The organism is Mesorhizobium sp. IMUNJ 23033, assembly GCF_044778005.1.
GTDB classification, from domain to species: domain Bacteria; phylum Pseudomonadota; class Alphaproteobacteria; order Rhizobiales; family Rhizobiaceae; genus Mesorhizobium; species Mesorhizobium amorphae_A.
This window is the reverse complement of record NZ_JBJACT010000038.1, coordinates 1-17,325: the sequence shown is the minus strand read 5'-3', so window position 1 is coordinate 17,325 and position 17,325 is coordinate 1. Positions and strand designations below refer to the sequence as shown.

Annotated in this window: 18 protein-coding genes and 1 riboswitch; of the genes, 9 read left to right on the top strand and 9 right to left on the bottom strand. The window is 64.4% G+C overall.

All coding sequences use genetic code 11. The annotated features are described in order from the left end of the window. Nucleotides 1–76: 76 nt before the first annotated feature. Together ACFX5Q_RS30195 and ACFX5Q_RS30190 are read left to right on the top strand one after the other, a co-directional pair. On the top strand, nucleotides 77–982 hold the full coding sequence (locus tag ACFX5Q_RS30195; protein WP_404283760.1) for a LysR family transcriptional regulator: 906 nt from the start codon (nucleotides 77–79) through the stop codon (nucleotides 980–982). 96 nt (nucleotides 983–1,078) lie between these two features. Then, nucleotides 1,079–1,879 (top strand): lysophospholipid acyltransferase family protein, encoded by an 801-nt coding sequence (locus ACFX5Q_RS30190; protein ID WP_404283758.1) that lies wholly within the window; start codon nucleotides 1,079–1,081, stop codon nucleotides 1,877–1,879. 25 nt (nucleotides 1,880–1,904) lie between these two features. On the opposite strand, the gene ACFX5Q_RS30185 is transcribed toward ACFX5Q_RS30190, so the two are convergent. From ACFX5Q_RS30185 to ACFX5Q_RS30175, 3 genes are all read right to left on the bottom strand, one after another. Next, nucleotides 1,905–2,525, bottom strand: a complete 621-nt coding sequence (locus ACFX5Q_RS30185) for a LysE family translocator (protein WP_404283757.1) — start codon at nucleotides 2,523–2,525, stop codon at nucleotides 1,905–1,907. A 95-nt stretch (nucleotides 2,526–2,620) separates the two neighbouring features. Further along, complete coding sequence (locus tag ACFX5Q_RS30180) at nucleotides 2,621–3,568, bottom strand: aldo/keto reductase (RefSeq protein ID WP_404283755.1); 948 nt, start codon at nucleotides 3,566–3,568, stop codon at nucleotides 2,621–2,623. A gap of 121 nt (nucleotides 3,569–3,689) precedes the next feature. After that, on the bottom strand, nucleotides 3,690–4,226 hold the full coding sequence (locus ACFX5Q_RS30175) for a gamma-glutamylcyclotransferase (RefSeq protein WP_404283753.1): 537 nt from the start codon (nucleotides 4,224–4,226) through the stop codon (nucleotides 3,690–3,692). 123 nt (nucleotides 4,227–4,349) lie between these two features. Here ACFX5Q_RS30175 and ACFX5Q_RS30170 point away from each other — a divergent pair, with 123 nt between their 5' ends. Beyond that, nucleotides 4,350–5,348: a DUF2125 domain-containing protein gene (locus tag ACFX5Q_RS30170; RefSeq protein WP_404283752.1), complete on the top strand. Its 999-nt coding sequence runs from the start codon at nucleotides 4,350–4,352 to the stop codon at nucleotides 5,346–5,348. Nucleotides 5,349–5,357: 9 nt separating this feature from the next. Beyond that, nucleotides 5,358–6,281 carry a sugar kinase gene (locus ACFX5Q_RS30165; protein WP_404283751.1) on the top strand — a complete coding sequence of 308 codons (924 nt, stop codon included), beginning with the start codon at nucleotides 5,358–5,360 and terminating at the stop codon, nucleotides 6,279–6,281. 153 nt (nucleotides 6,282–6,434) lie between these two features. Here ACFX5Q_RS30165 and ACFX5Q_RS30160 read toward each other — a convergent pair whose 3' ends face one another. Together ACFX5Q_RS30160 and hisC are read right to left on the bottom strand one after the other, a co-directional pair. Further along, nucleotides 6,435–7,370, bottom strand: a complete 936-nt coding sequence (locus ACFX5Q_RS30160; protein ID WP_404283750.1) for a prephenate/arogenate dehydrogenase family protein — start codon at nucleotides 7,368–7,370, stop codon at nucleotides 6,435–6,437. 6 nt (nucleotides 7,371–7,376) lie between these two features. Further along, the gene (hisC, locus tag ACFX5Q_RS30155; protein WP_404283749.1) at nucleotides 7,377–8,486 is read right to left on the bottom strand and encodes a histidinol-phosphate transaminase; all 1,110 of its coding nucleotides are present in this window, start codon (nucleotides 8,484–8,486) and stop codon (nucleotides 7,377–7,379) included. Between the two features lie 135 nt (nucleotides 8,487–8,621). Then, a riboswitch (SAM riboswitch) is annotated at nucleotides 8,622–8,699 on the top strand. 77 nt (nucleotides 8,700–8,776) lie between these two features. On the opposite strand from hisC, the gene ACFX5Q_RS30150 reads away from it, so the two are divergent. Beyond that, nucleotides 8,777–9,946, top strand: a complete 1,170-nt coding sequence (locus ACFX5Q_RS30150; protein WP_404283747.1) for a homoserine O-acetyltransferase — start codon at nucleotides 8,777–8,779, stop codon at nucleotides 9,944–9,946. 58 nt (nucleotides 9,947–10,004) lie between these two features. Next, nucleotides 10,005–10,619 (top strand): methionine biosynthesis protein MetW, encoded by a 615-nt coding sequence (gene metW / locus ACFX5Q_RS30145; protein ID WP_006200229.1) that lies wholly within the window; start codon nucleotides 10,005–10,007, stop codon nucleotides 10,617–10,619. Nucleotides 10,620–10,644: 25 nt separating this feature from the next. Here the strand turns inward: metW and ACFX5Q_RS30140 are convergent, their stop codons facing one another. Next, nucleotides 10,645–10,965: a DUF1330 domain-containing protein gene (locus tag ACFX5Q_RS30140; protein ID WP_404283745.1), complete on the bottom strand. Its 321-nt coding sequence runs from the start codon at nucleotides 10,963–10,965 to the stop codon at nucleotides 10,645–10,647. A gap of 325 nt (nucleotides 10,966–11,290) precedes the next feature. On the opposite strand from ACFX5Q_RS30140, the gene ACFX5Q_RS30135 reads away from it, so the two are divergent. Then, nucleotides 11,291–12,226, top strand: a complete 936-nt coding sequence (locus tag ACFX5Q_RS30135) for a glycosyltransferase family 2 protein (RefSeq protein ID WP_404283743.1) — start codon at nucleotides 11,291–11,293, stop codon at nucleotides 12,224–12,226. 56 nt (nucleotides 12,227–12,282) lie between these two features. Here the strand turns inward: ACFX5Q_RS30135 and ACFX5Q_RS30130 are convergent, their stop codons facing one another. From ACFX5Q_RS30130 to ACFX5Q_RS30120, 3 genes are all read right to left on the bottom strand, one after another. Then, on the bottom strand, nucleotides 12,283–13,083 hold the full coding sequence (locus ACFX5Q_RS30130; RefSeq protein ID WP_404283741.1) for a DUF1194 domain-containing protein: 801 nt from the start codon (nucleotides 13,081–13,083) through the stop codon (nucleotides 12,283–12,285). 83 nt (nucleotides 13,084–13,166) lie between these two features. Continuing rightward, the gene (locus ACFX5Q_RS30125) at nucleotides 13,167–14,993 is read right to left on the bottom strand and encodes an ABC transporter ATP-binding protein/permease (RefSeq protein WP_404283739.1); all 1,827 of its coding nucleotides are present in this window, start codon (nucleotides 14,991–14,993) and stop codon (nucleotides 13,167–13,169) included. Nucleotides 14,994–15,117: 124 nt separating this feature from the next. Further along, a complete protein-coding gene (locus ACFX5Q_RS30120; protein WP_192182585.1) occupies nucleotides 15,118–15,888 on the bottom strand; it encodes a class I SAM-dependent methyltransferase in 771 nt (256 codons plus the stop codon). Between the two features lie 105 nt (nucleotides 15,889–15,993). Between ACFX5Q_RS30120 and gloB the strand changes: the two genes are divergently transcribed. Together gloB and ACFX5Q_RS30110 are read left to right on the top strand one after the other, a co-directional pair. After that, nucleotides 15,994–16,761, top strand: a complete 768-nt coding sequence (gene gloB, locus ACFX5Q_RS30115; protein ID WP_404283738.1) for a hydroxyacylglutathione hydrolase — start codon at nucleotides 15,994–15,996, stop codon at nucleotides 16,759–16,761. Nucleotides 16,762–16,783: 22 nt separating this feature from the next. Next, nucleotides 16,784–17,251 carry a cupin domain-containing protein gene (locus ACFX5Q_RS30110; protein ID WP_404283736.1) on the top strand — a complete coding sequence of 156 codons (468 nt, stop codon included), beginning with the start codon at nucleotides 16,784–16,786 and terminating at the stop codon, nucleotides 17,249–17,251. Nucleotides 17,252–17,325: the final 74 nt, after the last annotated feature.

Here is a 17,325-nt window from a genome sequence, read left to right as displayed (position 1 = left end):
ACGACAGGTAGAACCTTCCATCTTTCGGATGTAGATGGCATATCTGCAACTCATACTTCCATTTTTCGGGAGAATTATGGATCGTCTCGAGGCCATGTCGCTGTTCGTCGCCGCGGTGGAGACCGGCAGCCTTTCCGCGGCGGGGCGCCGTTTCGGCATCCCGCTGGCGACGGTCAGCCGCAAGGTCTCCGATCTGGAAAGACATCTGAAGACGCGTCTTTTGAACCGGTCGACGCGACGGTTGACGCTGACCGATGCCGGGCAGGCCTATTTGGTCGCATGCCGCCGCATTCTGGACGACCTCGGCGAGACCGAACGCAGCGCCGCCGGCGAATACAGCGTGCCCACCGGCGAACTGATCATCACCGCGCCGATCGTCTTTGGCCGCCTGCATGTCCTGCCGGTCGTCACTGCCTTCCTCGCCGCTTACCCCGAAGTGGCAGTCCGGCTGACGTTCGCCGACCGGATCACCCAGTTGGTCGAGGAGCATATCGACCTTGCCGTGCGCATCGGCGATCTGCCCGTCTCGAGCCTGGTCGCCATTCGCGTCGGTTCGATCCGCCGCGTCGTCTGCGCTAGCCCCGCTTATCTTGCCGCCCACGGCACGCCGCAAACCCCGCAAGACCTTGCGGCGCACAGCTGCATCACCTTCGAGAACCTCTCCGCCCCCGCAGCCTGGACCTTCGTCGCCGGCAAAAGCGAACTTGCCATTCCGGTCCGCTCTCGGCTTCGGGTCAATACGGCGGAAGCCGCGATCGATGCCACTATCGCCGGCGTCGGGGTGACGAAGGTGCTGTCCTACCAGATCGCCGCCGAGGTCCGCTCCGGCACGCTGTGCCCCATCCTGCAGGAGTTCGAGTTGCAGCCATGGCCGGTGAGCCTCGTCCATGCCGGCCAGGGCCTGCTGCCGGTAAAACTGCGCGCATTCCTCGACTTCGCCGCGCCGCGTCTGAAGGAGCGCCTGACGCAGATCATGTGGTAGATGGCGCGCAAGCCCGGGATCATTCCCGGCATCGCGTTTCCTTTTTGCCCGCGCTTGGTGTAACCAACGCACACCTCCTCACCGGGCCCTTCCCGCATGCTCTACATCCGCTCGCTGGCGTTCAACCTCGTCTTCTACGTCAACCTGATCGTCCAGATGGTCCTTTGGACCCCGTATTACTTCCTCTCGCCGCGCCATCGTGCCTGGTTCGTGCCGAAATTCTGGTCAGGCACCTGCATGTGGCTCTACGACAAGATCGCCGGCACCAAGAGCGAGATCACCGGCCTCGAAAACCTGCCCGAGGGCTCGTTCATCCTGGCGCCGAAGCACCAGTCGTTCTGGGACGCGATCGCCTTCTTCCCATTCTTGCAGGACCCGCTCTACATCCTGAAGCGGGAACTGACCTGGATCCCCTTCTTCGGCTGGTACATCATGAAGATGCGCATGATCCCGGTCGATCGCGGCAGCCGCTCAAAGGCGCTGAAGGCGGTGGTCTCCGCGACCAGGGAAGAGATGGCGCGCAATCCGCGCCAGCTGATCATTTATCCCGAAGGCACGCGCCGCGCGCCGGGCGACGAGCCGGCTTACAAATATGGCATCGTCGAGCTCTACACCCAGCTTGGCGTCCCCGTGGTGCCCGTGGCGCATGTTGCTGGCCTCTACTGGCCACGCCGCAAGTTCCTGCGCTACCCCGGCACCGTAAAGGCGCGCTTCCTGCCGCCGATCCCCGCAGGGCTCGACAGGGAAGAGTTCATGGAGCGGCTGATCGGCGAGACGGAAGCTGCCTGCGACCAAATGCTTGTTGAGGCCTCGCGCGCGCCAAACCCGCCGCCGATGCCGCCGACGGCAGTCAAGCGGCTGGCAGAACTCGGCGCGGCGAACAAGGCGAAGGCCTGATCCCCAGCCATCCCGCCCGGTCGGCTCACGGCCACGCCGCCAGTGCTGTGGTCAGCACCAGCGTTGCCGCGAACGCCAGATTGATGATGCGCGAAGCCAGCGGCTGACGCAGGAAGCGGGCGAAGGCCGCCCCGGCGAGAAGCCACAGCGCATGGATGGCGACGATCATCAAGGCCAGGACCGCCAGCCTGGCCGGGATGCCGAGATCCCCGGCTCCCGATGAAGCGCCGGCGAGCACGGCGGCAATCGCCACATAGGCTTTCGGGTTGGCGACGGCGAGCAGGAACCCGCCGAGGAACGTGGGACGGTCAGCGCCACTTTCACGCCCGGTCAGCGGCGGCGCGGTCGCTATTTTGTAGGCAAGGTAGAGGATGTAGGCGGCCGAGGCGATCGCCAGCAGCGGCGCCAGTCCCGGCATCGAGGCAAGCACCGCCATGATGCCGGTGGCCACCACCAGCAGCACCGCGATCGTGCCGATGACGATCCCCGATGCGTAACGGAGCGAATCGCGCAGGCCGAAGGCGGCGCCTACGGCGGTGACGCTGATCGTCGCCGGGCCTGGACTGCCCATGACGACGGTTGCCGCCAGCACCAATGCGAGCAATTGCTGCCACTGCTGCGTATGCGAAAGAACCTCTCCGGCCATCTCGGCTTCCCGCATCTTGCCACGATGCGAAAACGCTATGACAGGCAGCGCGGCGCGTCTTGAACGATCGTGCGTCGGTGAAAGGCCGCCGGCGGCTATGCACTCGCCTCGTCCAGCGCGGCCATATCGTCCACGCCGAGCCTCAGCGAAGCGGCGCGTACCAGGCTGTCCATCTGGGCGAGCGTCGTGGCGCTGGCGATCGGCGCGGTGATGCCCGGCCGGGCCATCACCCAGGCCAACGCCACCTCCGCCTGCGTAGCCGAATGACGCTCGGCCACGGCATCGAGTGCGCTCAGGATGCGCATGCCGCGTGGATTGAGATAGTCCTTGACGCCTCCGCCGCGCTGGCTTTTGCCGAGGTCGGCCTCGCTGCGGTATTTGCCGCTCAGAAACCCCTTGGCGAGACCGTAATAGCTGATGACGCCAATGTCCTCCGCGAGGCAGAGATTGCGCAGCGGACCATCGAAGGATGAGCGGTCGTAGAGATTATAGGCAGGCTGCAGCACTTCGTAGCGCGGCAGGCTGCGCAAGCTTGCCACGTCCAGCGCCGCGCGCAACTGGCCGGCATCGAGGTTGGAGCAGCCGGCATGGCGGATCTTGCCCTTGGCGAGCAGGCTCTGGTAGGCGCCGAGCGTTTCCTCGTAAGGCGTCGCCGGATCCGGCCAATGCGACAGATAGAGGTCGATCACATCGGTCTGCAGCCGCTTCAGCGACTGGTCGACCGCCTTTTCGATATAGGCAGCAGAGAGATCCCGCCTGCCCTGGCCCATGTCCGAGCCGACCTTGGTGATGACGATGACCTCGTCGCGGTTGCCGCGGCTTTTCATCCACTTGCCGATGATGGTTTCGGATTCGCCGCCCTTGTTGCCGGCATGCCAGCGCGAATAGGCGTCCGCCGTATCGATGGCGTTGAGGCCGGCGCCGGCAAAGCGGTCGAGCAAGTCGAAGGACGTCTTTTCGTCGGCGGTCCAGCCAAAGACATTGCCGCCCAGAACCAGCGGCGCGATGGAAAGGTCGGTACGACCGAGACGGCGTTTCTGCAAGATTGGCTCCGTGATGCTGGTATGGGACGGGCGAAAACCCGAGGGTTCGGGGCTGGAGCTAAGCTAGGTCTCGTCATGCCAAGGTCAAAGGCCTGGCTGCTCTTTCCTGCGGGCCAGCGCTTCACAAAGGCGCGAGGCGCCGGGCCACCTCTTCCAGCCAGTGGTCGCTTATGCCCAGCGCCTCCAGATGTTCCAGCGTGCTGAGCAGATAATCCTCGTTCCTGCCGGACTGGCCGACGGCGCCGCGGACAATATCAGCCGCATGCGCCGCGTCGAGCCCGCCGGCATACTGCTCATGCGCGCGGTCGACGATAAAGGCGACCGCGCTCACCGTCTCGCCCCCGCTCGTGCCATTCTTGTCGAGGCGGATATCGAGCTGCCGTTCGAGGTAGACGCTCGTCACCAGTTCGCGCTCCCGCAGATAGGTGAGCACCTCGTCGCGCAGCTCGCCGGGCACGCGAAACGCCAGCCCGACACAGGAGCCGCCACGGTCGAGGCCGAGCACAAGGCCCGGCCGCGCGCGCGTTCCGCGATGCACGAAGGAGTAGACGCAGAGCGACCGGCGGTAGCCGTAAAGGCGGGCGCGCCGCGTTTCGACATGCGCGAATCCCGGTCGCCAGATCAGCGACCCATAGCCAAAAACCCAAAAATCGCCCATATCGCCAAGCCTGATTGCACGAGAGTGACGACACTGCATCGGAATCGGTGCTTTTTCCGTCTATCTGCTTGTTGCGTAAACGACAGTCCACCCGCAACAGGCGGCGTTAATGAAAGCTGCAGCATGACGTCAAGTGACGAGCGCCCGCCGAACTTTCGCCGCCGGCTGTTCTGGCTTTTCGCTTTCATCGCCGTGCTGTTCGCCATCTACAGCGGCGGCTGGTTCTATCTGGCCGACCGCGTCAGGAGCGAAGCCGACAAGGCGGTGGCCGCGCTCAACGGCAACGGCATCGAGGCCGGTTGCTCCAACCTGACCGTCAGCGGCTATCCGTTCAGCTTTGCCGTTTCTTGCGACACCCTGGCCTATGAGGACGACACCAGGAATGTCGCCGCCTCGACCGGCAGCTTCAATGCCGTCGCGCAGATCACCCGGCCTCTGTCGCCGGTCGCCGACCTGCGCGGGCCGCTCAGGACCTCCGTGCCGGGCATGACACCGCTCTGGATCGACTGGGACAGACTGCGGGCAGACGTGAAGCTCTCCTGGCCGCTGCCGCGGCGCATTGCGCTGAAGGCCGAGGGCCTATCCGGCCAGACCGACCCAGCCGACGACACGGATCCCGTCTCGCTGTTCAGCGCCGGGACGGCGGCGGGGCAATTGCAGCCCGATGGCCAGGACATCGCCTACACTGGAAGCGTCGGCGATCTCGAGATCGACGCCAACGCCATCGGCGGCCGCGTACTGCCGGCGCTCGACGGCAGCGGCGAGGCGACGCTAAAGAACGGCGTCGCGCTGATCGGAAAGCAGGTAAAGAGCCTGCGCGGCCAGGCCGTCGACATCGCCAAGCTGGACCTCTCGTCAGGCACGGCGCGCGTTACCGTCTCCGGGCCTCTGTCGGTCGATGCCGAGGGCCTGATCGATGCCGATCTGACGATCAGGCTGAAAGATCCCAAGGCGGTGGCGGCAATCCTCGGCGCCGCCATCCCCGAGCGCAAGAGTGAGATCGAGCAAGGCTTTGCCGGCCTGGCGATGCTCGGCAACGAACCGTCGATGCCGCTCAGGATCGTCAAGGGCAAGGCATCGCTCGGCTTCATTCCGCTGGGCAAGATCAAGCCGGTCGATTAGGAACAACGAATGAGCAGACCGGTAAGGCTCCTGAGCGTTGGCGCGCTGACGCTGGACACCATCCTTCGTCTCGACACGCTGCCCATGCATCAGGGCAAGTTTATCGCCTCCGACGCTGCCCAGATGGCCTCGGGCATGGCTACCAGTGCTGCTTGCGCCGCGCAGCGGCTCGGCGCCGATGTCTCGCTGTGGGCAAGTGCGGGTGACGATGCCGTCGCCGACCAACTCATTGCCGGCATCGAGGCCGAAGGTGTCGACTGCGGCTTTGTCCGGCGCGTCAACGGCGCGCGTTCGGCACTGGCCGCGATCCTGGTCGACGCCCATGGCGAACGCATCATCGTTCCCTTTTACGACCCGAAGGCGCAGGCCGATCCCGAGAAATTGCCCGCCGATCTTTCCGGCTTCGACGCCGTGCTGGTCGACGTGCGCTGGCCGGGCGCCGCCGCACTGGCCCTGACCTCGGCGCGGGCGATGGGCCGTCCGGCGATCCTCGATGCCGACACCGCGCCGCTGGAGGTGCTGGAACAGCTGTTGCCTTTAGCCACGCACATCGTCGCCTCGGAGCCGGCGGCACGCATCGTCTGCGGCCAGGCGCTGGATCCGGAGACCGCCTGCGCCGATCTCGCCAGCCGTACCGATGCCTTTGTCGCGGTTACCGGCGGAGCACAGGGAAGCTGGTGGCATGACCATTCGACCGGCTGCGTGCGCCATGTCGCGGCGCCGAGGATCAAGGCGGTGGACACGCTCGCCGCCGGCGACGTGTTTCACGGCGCCTTTGCCGTCGGCATGGCGGAGGCGATGCCTCCCGAGCAGGCCTTGCGCTTTGCCAGCGCTGCCGCCGCGCTCAAATGCCAGCGCTTCGGCGGTCGGCTGGGCGCGCCGGACCGGGCCGAGACGCTGGCGATGATGGCGGCCCACTGGCCTGCGTCATGATAGCCTCAACCAAGGTCCGTTGAGACTCTGGTCAGGCCGAGCCGAAAATGTTGGTTTCCGAGAACCGGAGCGGAGCGTACTTGAAGTACGTGAGCACCGGAAGCGCAGGAGACCGCCATTTGCAGGCCGGCCTCACCTGAATATCAATTGACCTTACCCCTTGGCCGGGTGCTCAACCGCCTGCCGGCCGAAATCCGGCACGTCGATGTCCTGGCCGGCCTCGATGATCGAGCGGCGCACGGCACGGGTGCGGGTGAACAGGTCGAACAGCTTTTCGCCGTCGCCCCAGCGGATCGCCCGCTGCAGCGAGGCAAGATCCTCCGAGAACCGCGCCAGCATTTCGAGGATGGCGTCCTTGTTGTGCAGGCAGACGTCGCGCCACATTGTCGGGTCGGAGGCGGCGAGACGGGTGAAATCGCGAAAGCCGGAAGCCGAATACTTGATGACTTCGGATTTGGTCACCGACTGCAAATCGTCCGCGGTGCCGACGATGTTGTAGGCGATGATATGAGGCAAATGCGAGACGATGGCCAAAGTCATGTCGTGATGCTGCGGGTCCATCGTATCGATGTTGGAGCCGCAGCGCCGCCAGAACTCCGACAGCTTTTCCAATGCAGCCGGATCAGTACCTGGAACCGGTGTAAAGATGCACCAGCGATTGTCGAAGAGGTCGGCGAAACCGGCGTCCGGCCCGGATTTTTCCGTGCCGGCGAGCGGATGGCCGGGAATGAAATGGACCCCCTCCGGCACATGCGGATGCATCTGCGCGATGACGGAGGCCTTGGTCGAGCCGACATCAGTGAGGATGGCGCCCTTCTTCAGTGCTGGCGCGATTTCTTCGGCGATCGCGCCGGAGGAGCCGACCGGCACCGAGACGATGACCAGATCGGCATCGCGCACCCCTTCCTTCGCATCGGTGGTGTAGGAATCGCCGAGGCCGAGTTCCTGCGCCCGCGCCAGTGTAGTCGGGCTGCGCGTCGCGATGGCGACATGGCCGGCCAGCCCCTCGCGGCGGATGACGCGGGCCAGCGACGAGCCGATCAGGCCGATGCCGACCAGCGCGACTTTTTCGAACAGCGGTGATGTCATGGCGTTCTAGCTTTTCAGGAATGTCGTCAGGGCGTCGATGACGCCGCGATTGGCTTCTTCGGTGCCGATGCTCATGCGCAGTGCATTGGGAAAGCCGTAGCCGGAAACGCGCCGCAAGATGAAGCCGCGCGCCGTAAGATAGTCGTCCGCGGCCGCAGCCGAATGCTTCTTGTCGTCGGGAAAGTGGATCAGCAGGAAATTGCCGACGCTCGGCGTTACCCTGAGCCCGAGCTTTGTCAGTTCCTCGCTCAGCCATGTCAGCCATTTCTCGTTATGCACCACGCTGCGCTCGATATGGCCGCGGTCGCGGATGGCGGCGATGCCGGCCTCGATCGCCGTGGCATTGACGTTGAAGGGGCCGCGAATGCGGTTGATCGCATCGACAATGTGCATCGGACCATACATCCAGCCGATCCGCGCCCCGCCAAGGCCGAGCTTGGAGAAGGTACGGGTCATGACCACGTTCTCGGCGCTGCCCGCCAACTCGATGCCGGCTTCATAGTCGTTGCGGCGCACATATTCGGCGTAAGCCGCGTCGAGCACCAGAAGCACGTTTTTCGGCAGGCTGGCATGCAGGCGCCGCACTTCCTGGAATGGCACATAGGTGCCGGTCGGGTTGTTGGGATTGGCGAGGAACACGATCTTTGTGCGCGGCGTCACCGCCGCCAGTATCGCATCGATGTCGGCGCGCTCGTCGGTTTCCTTGACCGCGACCGGTGTTGCACCGGCCGACTGGATGTAGATCTTGTAGACCATGAAGGCGTGTTCGGTAAAAACAGCTTCATCGCCAGGCGCCAGGTAGGTCTGTGCCAGCAGGCCCAAAATCTCGTCGGAGCCGTTGGAGCAGATGATGTTCGCCGCATTCAGTCCATGCACCTCGGCGATCGCCTCGCGCAGCCGCCTGGCGGTGCCGTCGGGATAGACGTCGAGCTTTGCCGCGACTTCGCGCGCGGCCTCGATCGCCTTCGGCGATGGGCCGAGCGGGTTCTCGTTCGACGACAGTTTGTAGACCTTGGCAACACCGGCCGGCGCCGTGCTCTTGCCTGGCACATAGGCGTCGATGTCCATGATCCCCGCGCGGGGCGTTGGCCGTGCCTGATCCGGTCTCTTGTTCATGTCTAACAAATCCATCGAGATTTCTTCCGCCGGAAGCCGCAGCGGAAATACTAGCCGTGGCCCGGAATGTCGAGAGCCGGCAGTGGCGCGAGTGGCCGGCCGTTGACGGCAAGGCGCGCGAGTTCTAGAAGAATGTGACAGTTCCGTGGTGATTTGGCCGGTCGGCTTGCAGCCACGTTAAACAACTCGCTAAAGGGCCGTTTGCATCCTGTAACCGGCTTTGCGAAGGCATTGCCGGTTTTTTTATTGTCCGCCGCCGGCCGGACGATGCGTACTGCAAGAGCGATATGATGGCCGTTCCGCGCCCTGGAAGAACCAACAACGAGATCGACGCACCGTCGAGCCCGGTGTTGCGGTTCGGCGCCGACAAGCCGCTGAAGCTCGACGCCGGCACGCTTTTGTCGCCGTTCCAGATCGCCTACCAGACCTACGGTACGCTGAACGACGCGCGCTCCAACGCCATCCTCGTCTGTCATGCGCTGACCGGCGACCAGCATGTCGCCAGCACCAATCCGGTGACCGGCAAGCCGGGCTGGTGGGAGGCGCTGATCGGCCCCGGCAGGATCATCGACACCAACCGTTTCTTCGTCATCTGCTCCAACGTCCTCGGCGGCTGCCTAGGTTCCACCGGCCCCGCCTCGACCAATCCGGCCACCGGCAAGCCCTACGGGCTCGACCTGCCGATCATCACCATCCGCGACATGGTGCGGGCACAGCTTATGCTGGTCGACCATTTCGGCATCGAAAAACTGTTTTGCGTGCTCGGCGGCTCGATGGGCGGCATGCAGGTGTTGGAATGGGCCTCGACCTATACCGAGCGCGTCTTCTCGGCGCTGCCGATCGCCACCGGCGCCCGCCATTCCTCGCAGAACATCGCCTTCCACGAGGTCGGTCGGCAAGCCGTGATGGCCGACCCGGACTGGCATGGCGGCAAATATTTCGAGCATGGCAAGCGCCCGGAAAAGGGGCTCGCGGTGGCGCGCATGGCCGCGCACATCACCTATCTGTCGGAAGCAGCACTTCACCGCAAGTTCGGCCGCAATCTGCAGGACCGCGAGGCGCTGACCTTCGGCTTCGACGCCGATTTCCAGATCGAGAGCTACCTGCGCCATCAGGGCATGACTTTCGTCGATCGCTTCGACGCCAACTCCTACCTCTACATGACCCGTTCCATGGATTATTTCGACCTCGCCGCCGACCATGGCGGACGGCTGGCCGATGCTTTTGCCGGAACGAAGACGCGCTTCTGCCTGGTGTCCTTCACGAGCGATTGGCTGTTCCCAACCGAGGAGAGCCGCTCGATCGTGCACGCGCTGAACGCCGCCGGTGCCTCCGTCTCCTTCGTCGAGATCGACACCGACCGCGGCCACGACGCCTTCCTGCTCGAGGAACCGGAACTGTTCGCCGCCATCAACGGCTTCATCGGCTCGGCCGCGCGAGCGCGAGGGCTCAGCGCATGACCCCGAAAAGTTGCAGACTTTTCGGACCGGAATCATGCGCCAGGCAGGAGGCGAAGCCATGAGTGTAAATCGCGCCCAGCGCGTCGACCTCGAAGTCGTCGCCGGTCTCATCCCGGCGCGGTCGCGGGTGCTGGACGTCGGCTCCGGCGACGGCCTGCTGCTCGAATTGCTGCAGGCGACCAAGCAGATCGACGGCCGCGGCCTGGAACTGTCGCAGCGCGGCGTCAACGAATGCGTGGCGCGCGGCCTCAGCGTCATCCAGGGCGACGCCGACACGGACCTCGAATTCTATCCCGACAAGGGTTTTGATTTCGTCGTCCTGTCGCAGACCCTGCAGGCCACCCGCAACCCGAAGCTGGTGCTCGACGAGTTGCTGCGGATTGGCAACCGCGCCATCGTCTCCTTTCCAAATTTCGGCCACTGGCGGGTGCGGCTGTCGCTGTTCGTCAAGGGGCGGATGCCGGTGACCAAGGACCTGCCCTATTCCTGGTACGACACGCCAAACATCCATTTCTGCACCATCCGCGACTTCGTCAATCTGTGCGAGGAGCTCGGCGCCACGGTGGAAAGGGCGACCGCTCTCGACGCCAACGGCCAGAAGATCGGCCTGTCGATGCCGTGGTGGTTCTGGAATTTCTTCGGCCAGCAGGCGGTGTTCCTGCTGAAGCGATGATCTTGGCCAGCTGCCGGCCACGCAGCTATTCCAGAACGTCGGTGGCCTTGTGGGGATGCTCGACGCCGTCGACGAAGATGACGTCGGACTGCGAGTTTTCGGTGCGCAGCGCCAGGATCGCCTGATAGGCGGGCGAGTTATACCACCGGCGTACATGGTCACGGTCGGGGAATTCGATGACGATCAGATGTCCCGGCCAGGTATTCTCGACGACCTCTACCGCACCGCCATGCACCAGGAAGCGGCCGCCGAAGGGTTCCAGCGTGGCGTCGATCTTGTGCAGATATTCGACAATCTCAGGTCCCAATGTGGCCTGGCGCATATGGGCAACGGCGTAAGCGGTCATGGCTGAACTCCTCTTTTGCAACCGCGGCAGTCTTGCCGACATGCGGTAGGCAGGTCGATTACGTGACAGGTAATAGCGGCAGCTATTTCCCTAGGCGGGCAGTTGAATCGACTCTCATTCCTTCCGGATGAGCTTGCCAGCCAGCAGACGGTGTTGCAGTTCAGGCGCGGCTTGTGAAATTCGACGGGCGCACGGCTTGCCTGCCGACAGTCGGGATGACACAGGCTTTTCTTTTTTGTACGGTCGAATCGAACGCAATCCCGGGGTGGTATGGAAGGCGGCCATCAAATCTATCCGCACATCGCAGAACCCGGGGCATAGCCGCATGGGCAAAACCATCGACCCGGCCCCCCTTATCACGGTGATCACGCCGACCCACAATCGTCGCGACCAGGTGGTGCGCGCGGTGGAAAGCGTGCTGGCGCAAAGCCTTACCCAGTTTGAGCACATCGTTGTCGATGACGGCTCGACTGACGCCACGGCCGCGGCCCTTGCCGCCATCCGCGATCCACGGCTGGTCTATGTCGGTGCGAAATGGCGCGGCGCCAACGCTGCCCGCAACGCCGGCATCGAGCGTGCGCGCGCGCCGATCGTGGCCTTCCTTGATTCGGACGATGTCTACCTGCCGGACCGGCTGGAGCGGACGCTGGCGCGTTTCGACGAGAACCCGTCGCTGGAAATCCTCATCAGCTCGTTCGTCTCGGTGAAAGGCGGCCGCAGCACCAAATGCGTCAATCGCGAAGCGTTCCTGACCCGCAGTTCGCTGGAGAAGGCGCTGGTCGGGCAGACGATCTTCATCGCCGGCTCGGCGATTACCGCCCGCCGCGAATCCCTGCTGGCGATCGGCGGTTACGACAGCGACATCGCGCGCATGCAGGATCGCGAATTGCTGCTGCGATTTGCCCGCCGCAGCGGGGCGCTGCTGTCCGAGGACATCGACTGGAAGAAGTATAATTCGGAGAATTCGATCTCCGGCCGCCGCGACGGTTATGTCGAAGCCTACGCAAACCTGATCGACAAACACCCTTACATCGCCGATCGCTATCCCGACGTCCCGCCCTACATGATCGCGCGCCAGATCATCGCCGATGCGATGAAAGGCAGGGTTTCCCAGGCATTCGCCGGCTATCTGGCCAACCGGTCGTCGAAAGCGCTGGGCTACTCGCTGCCGCAGCTGTTGCGCGGCTATGTCGGTGGCCGGCGCTGGCGCCGCGATCTCTACGATGAGTTCCGCGAGAAATACGGCACGCGGCCGGCCTGAACCACCCCGAACCGGAGGTTCGGGAAAGCTCAAGGTTCATCGATCGAGTTCCGGGTTCATCGATCGAGTTCCGGAAAATACGGGTCTGAAAAAAACCGCCGGTCGCGCTCGCCCTGCAGGCAGTCGATGGGAGGCGCGGCGTCGATCCGGACTGTCGTCGCGTTGGCTATGCCGCTCACTTCGAGGATGAGCTTGCGCCGAATGGCGGTCGAAAATTCTGAAGCTGCGTAGATCGGCAGCACGAAGGACCCAGGGCCGCCGGTGACGCATTGCTCATAATAGCTGTCGAGATGGCTGAAGGTCGGCGAAGGGCTGATCAGGATCGGCAGGCCGTTGATGACGATGCCCTTTGCCAGCGCCGCATCGCGCGTCGCGGTGACCGGCGGGCCGATATTGTTGGGGCCGTCGCCTGAAATGTCGATAACGCGCCGCGCGCCAGCGAAGACGGTCTTTTCGAAGAGATCGGCGCCGAAGGCAAGTGCGCCGGAAATCGAGGTGCCGCGAAAGCTGCGGAACGGGCGGGCCGCGATCCTGTCGGCGAAGGCGTTGGCGCTGTCGCTGCCGTCGATGATCTGCCAGGCGAGGATGGCGTCGTCGCGGACGGTGCCCGCCCACTCGAAATAGGTCAGCGCAATGCGCCCGTTCGTGCCCGAACGCACCGCCTTGATGAAATCCGGATGCCTGAGCGCCTCGACATAGCCGGCACGCTGCAGGGCGAACTCCTTCTCGTTCATCGACAGCGAGATGTCGACGGCCAGCACCAGTTCGACATCCACGGCAATCGCGTCGGCCGGCACAGGCAGGGGTGCTGCCTGGGTACAGGCGAAACAGGCAAGCAGGCTGAGCATGTCGAGCATGGCTGCGTGCGTCCGAGTGATGCGGACAATTTTCACCGCGATCGCGGCAAAATAAAGCTTACCGGATTGCGTCTTCGGCGAGCCTACTTCTTCCGCCTTGCGGCGGGCGGCGGCGGCTCGATGGCGCCGGCTCTGACGCGGGCCGGCTTGAGCGCCGATCCGCCGGTATCCTTCACGATCGTCAGCGAGCGCGGGAAGAACTGGTTGTTGTGCTGGCCGCGGCCGATATTGAGGATGGCGGCGTCGGGCAGGCGCCGCGCCAGCATCGACAGCACCTGCCTCAGCGTCGCGCCGTCGAACGTATCCAGCGCCTCATCGATGATCACCCATTTCGGTCGCCTGAGCGCAAGCCTGGCAATAGCCAGCAGACGCTGCTCTTCATCGGCCAGCTCATGCTCCCAGCGCGCCGAGCGGTCGAGCGAGGATGCAAGCCGCTCGAGACCGGCCTCGGCCAGCACCGCCGCGATCTCGGCATCCTCGACCGGTGCCGTGCCATTGGTATGGTTGAGCACCTCGCGCAGCGTGCCGAGCGGGAAATAAGGGGTTCGCGGAACGAAGATCGGCGCCTCGCCGGCCGGCATGCCGATCCGCCCGCTGCCCCATGGCCAGAGGCCGGCAATGGCGCGAAAGAACAGCGTCTTGCCGGCGCGCGGGTCGCCGGTGATCATGACGCGCTCGCCGGGGTGGATCTCGACATGCGGCTCGGCGAGCTTTGTGCACCCATCCGGCGAAGCGACCTCGAGCCGCTCGAAGCTCAGCTTGCCATCCGGGTTTTCGCCGAAGACGATGCGCTTTTCCTTGTCGTGGAGGATGTCGGTTTCGCCAAGCGCGATGCGGAAATCGGCGACGCGCATCAGCGTCGCCCGCCAGTCGGCGATGCCGCCGATGTTGTTGATGAACCAGCGCAGCGAGGAATGCACCTGGTTGAAGGCGCCGACCGCCATCATCAGCCCGCCGAAGCTGATATCGCCGGCGAAATAGACCGGCGACGCGACCAGGATCGGCGCCACCACGGTGATCCAGCCATAGGTGTCGGTGACCCAGGACAGGTTGATCTGCGCGCTGTAGATGCGCTTCATGGCGCCGAGCACCGTGCCAAGATCGAGCTCGAGTTGCCGCCTGGCGTCAGCCTCGCCATGCGCCAGCGCGATGGCGTCGACATTTTCGTTGACGCGAACCATCGAGAACCTGAGTTCCGCCTCGCGCGTGTAGCGATCGCTGTTGAAGCGGATCAGCGGCCGTCCGACCAGCCAGCTCAGCCATGAGGCGATGCCGGCATAGAGGATCGCCGCCCACACCATGTAACCCGGTATCGCTAGCGAACGGCCGCCTATGTGGAAGACGAAGCCCGAGGACAGCGTCCACAAGACACCGATGAAGGACACAAGCAGGATGAAGGACTGCAGCAGGCCGACACCGAGATCGGTCGACAGATCGGACAAATGCGCGGCGTCCTGCTGCATGCGCTGGTCGGGATTGACGCCGATGGCACCCGCATGCGCCAGCCGGAAGGCGCGCGCCGGCCGCATCCATTCATCGATCAGGTCAAGTGTCAGCGCCTGTCGCAGCTTCAGCCGGATCGTCTGGTTGAGCCAGGTCTGGCCGACGTTGAGCACCAGCAACCCGCCGGCAATTTCGGCAAAGACGAGAAGCTGGTGCAGGAAGCCCTGCATGTCGCGCCGCGCCAGCGCATCGTAGAAGGGCTGGTTCCAGCGGTTGAGCAGAACCTGCCCGATCGCGGTCGCGACAATGACGGCCACGATGCCGATCGAGGCCCAGACGAGTGGCTTGCGTACCGGCGAGGTCTTCAGCGCCTGCCGGATCGTCTTCAACTGGTCGCCGAGGCTGCTGGCTTCGACCGACACGGCGGCCTGTCCCGCACCGGCTATGACATCCGCTTGATCCGCCATGCGCGATATCCCTGCATTCGGAAGAGTGGTGGAGCCGATCAGAACCATGACCGGCCATGTTCAGGCGGCGGCACCGCACTCGACAGATAGGGAGTGACAAAGCCCGGGTCCGATCACGAACGCGTCACCCGCCCGGGGAAGCCGCCTCACCGCCGCGCGACCGGCCGAGCCTGGTCGCGCCTTGCGGCGAGAGCACCGGCACGAAGACGCGGCGCGATGCACGCTGGGCGACCGGTACACCCTGATAAAGCCGCTTCTGCGCCTCGACCACGATGACACCGGAAAAAATCGGCCAGAACCGCCGGCCGGCGCGCTCCAGCACATTGTGGAACCGCATCATGAAGCGCCGGGGCGACGGCGGAAAGAACAGCGCGTCGGACCATGCCGCCGGGGTGAAATGCGCCTCGCGCAGCAATTCGGTGAGCTGGCCGCGCGAGAACGGCCGGCCATTGCCGAACGGCGTATGCTCGAAACGCGCCCAGACGCCGCGGCGGTTGGGCACGACGATGACGACGCGGCCGGCTGGCGACAGCACCCGCCAGATCTCGTTCAGCGTCTCGCGCGGGTTCTCGACATGCTCGAGCGAATGGACGAGCAGCATGCGGTCGATGCAGGAATCGACCAGCGGCAATTCCTCGTCGAAGACCAGTGCCGTCGCCGTCGGACCCGTCGCCGGCCAGACCACCGCGCCCTGCGTTGCCGGCATGAAGGCAAAGACGCGCTCGGCATCGGCGCCGAACCGCTCCAGCCACGGCAAGGTGTAGCCGAGGCCGACGAGCCGCTCATTCGGCACCGCGGCCCATATCGAGGACAGCGCCATGGTGATCGAGTGTTCGGCAAGCCGGCCGAGCGTGGTCGAATAGAAGGAACGGAGATCGACGATATCGGAATGCATGGCCGGGACGGTAGCCGCGATATCCGCCGAGTTCAACAAAGCTCAATTCCAGATGACATTGGCCGGCAAGCGCCCTATGTCTGCGGCGACAAATGGAGAGATGCGATGCCGGTCGAAATCGAACAGTTCATGTGCCGCAGCGACAATTTCGGCGTTTTGGTGCACGACCCAAAAAGCGGCCAGACCGCGATCATCGACGCGCCCGAAGAGGCGCCGATCCTGGCCGCGATCCAGCGCACCGGCTGGACGCCGACGATGATCCTGACCACCCACCACCATGTCGATCATGTCGAGGCCAACCTGGCGCTAAAAGAGCGTTTCAAGCTGCGCATCGTCGGCCCGGAAGCGGAACAGGCGAAGATCCCCGGCATCGACGAGACGGTCGAAGAAGGCTCGGTCGTCCATCTCGGCGACGAACGGATCGACGTGATCGCCACGCCCGGCCACACGGCCGGCCATGTCTCCTACCATTTGCCGGCCTCGAAGGTGGCGTTCACCGCCGACACGCTGTTTGCGTTGGGCTGCGGCCGGCTGTTCGAATGCAAGCCGCCGGTGATGTATGACTCGCTGAAGAAGCTGGCGGCACTTCCCGCTGAGACGGTCATCTATTGCGGCCATGAATACACGCTTTCGAATGCCCGCTTCGCGCTGACCGTCGACCCGACCAATTCCGCCCTGAAGGAGCGCGCCGCCCGGATCGAGGCGCTGCGCGCCGACGGCAAGCCGACACTGCCGACGACGATCGGCGAGGAATTGTCGACCAATCCGTTCCTGCGCTGGCACGACCCGGCAATCCGCAAGCATCTCGGCATGGAGAAGGCCACCGACGCCGACGTGTTCGCCGAAATCCGCAAGCGCAAGGACAATTTCTGAGCGCGGTGCTAGCCTGCAGCCGATGACAAGTGCCGCCGAAATCATCGCCACGCTCGGCCTGAAGTCGCATCCGGAAGGCGGCTGGTATGCCGAGACCTTTCGCGATGGCGCGGAAGGCACGCGCGGCCACTCGACCGCGATCTATTTCCTTCTGGAAGAGGGTCAGCTATCGGCCTGGCACCGGGTCAAGGATGCGGCCGAGGTCTGGCATTTCTATGCCGGCGCGCCGCTGGCGCTGTCCATGCAGGAGGAAGGCGGCACCGTCATCGAGCAGGTGCTCGGCACCGCCCTTGCGGCGGGCGAGCGGCCGCAGATCGTGGTGCCCGCCGGCTGGTGGCAATCGGCGCGCAGCCTTGGCGAATGGACGCTGGTCGGCTGCACCGTGGCGCCGGGCTTCGACTTCGCCGCCTTCGAGATGGCCGAACCCGGCTGGCGGCCTAGGACCAATCGACATTCAGGATTCAAAATTGCGTTGATGCATGATTCATAGGCTTCCAGATTCGATCTGGAGGACAATGGATGGTGTCGCGCTACGAACTGAGCCAGCGGCAATGGCAGCGCATC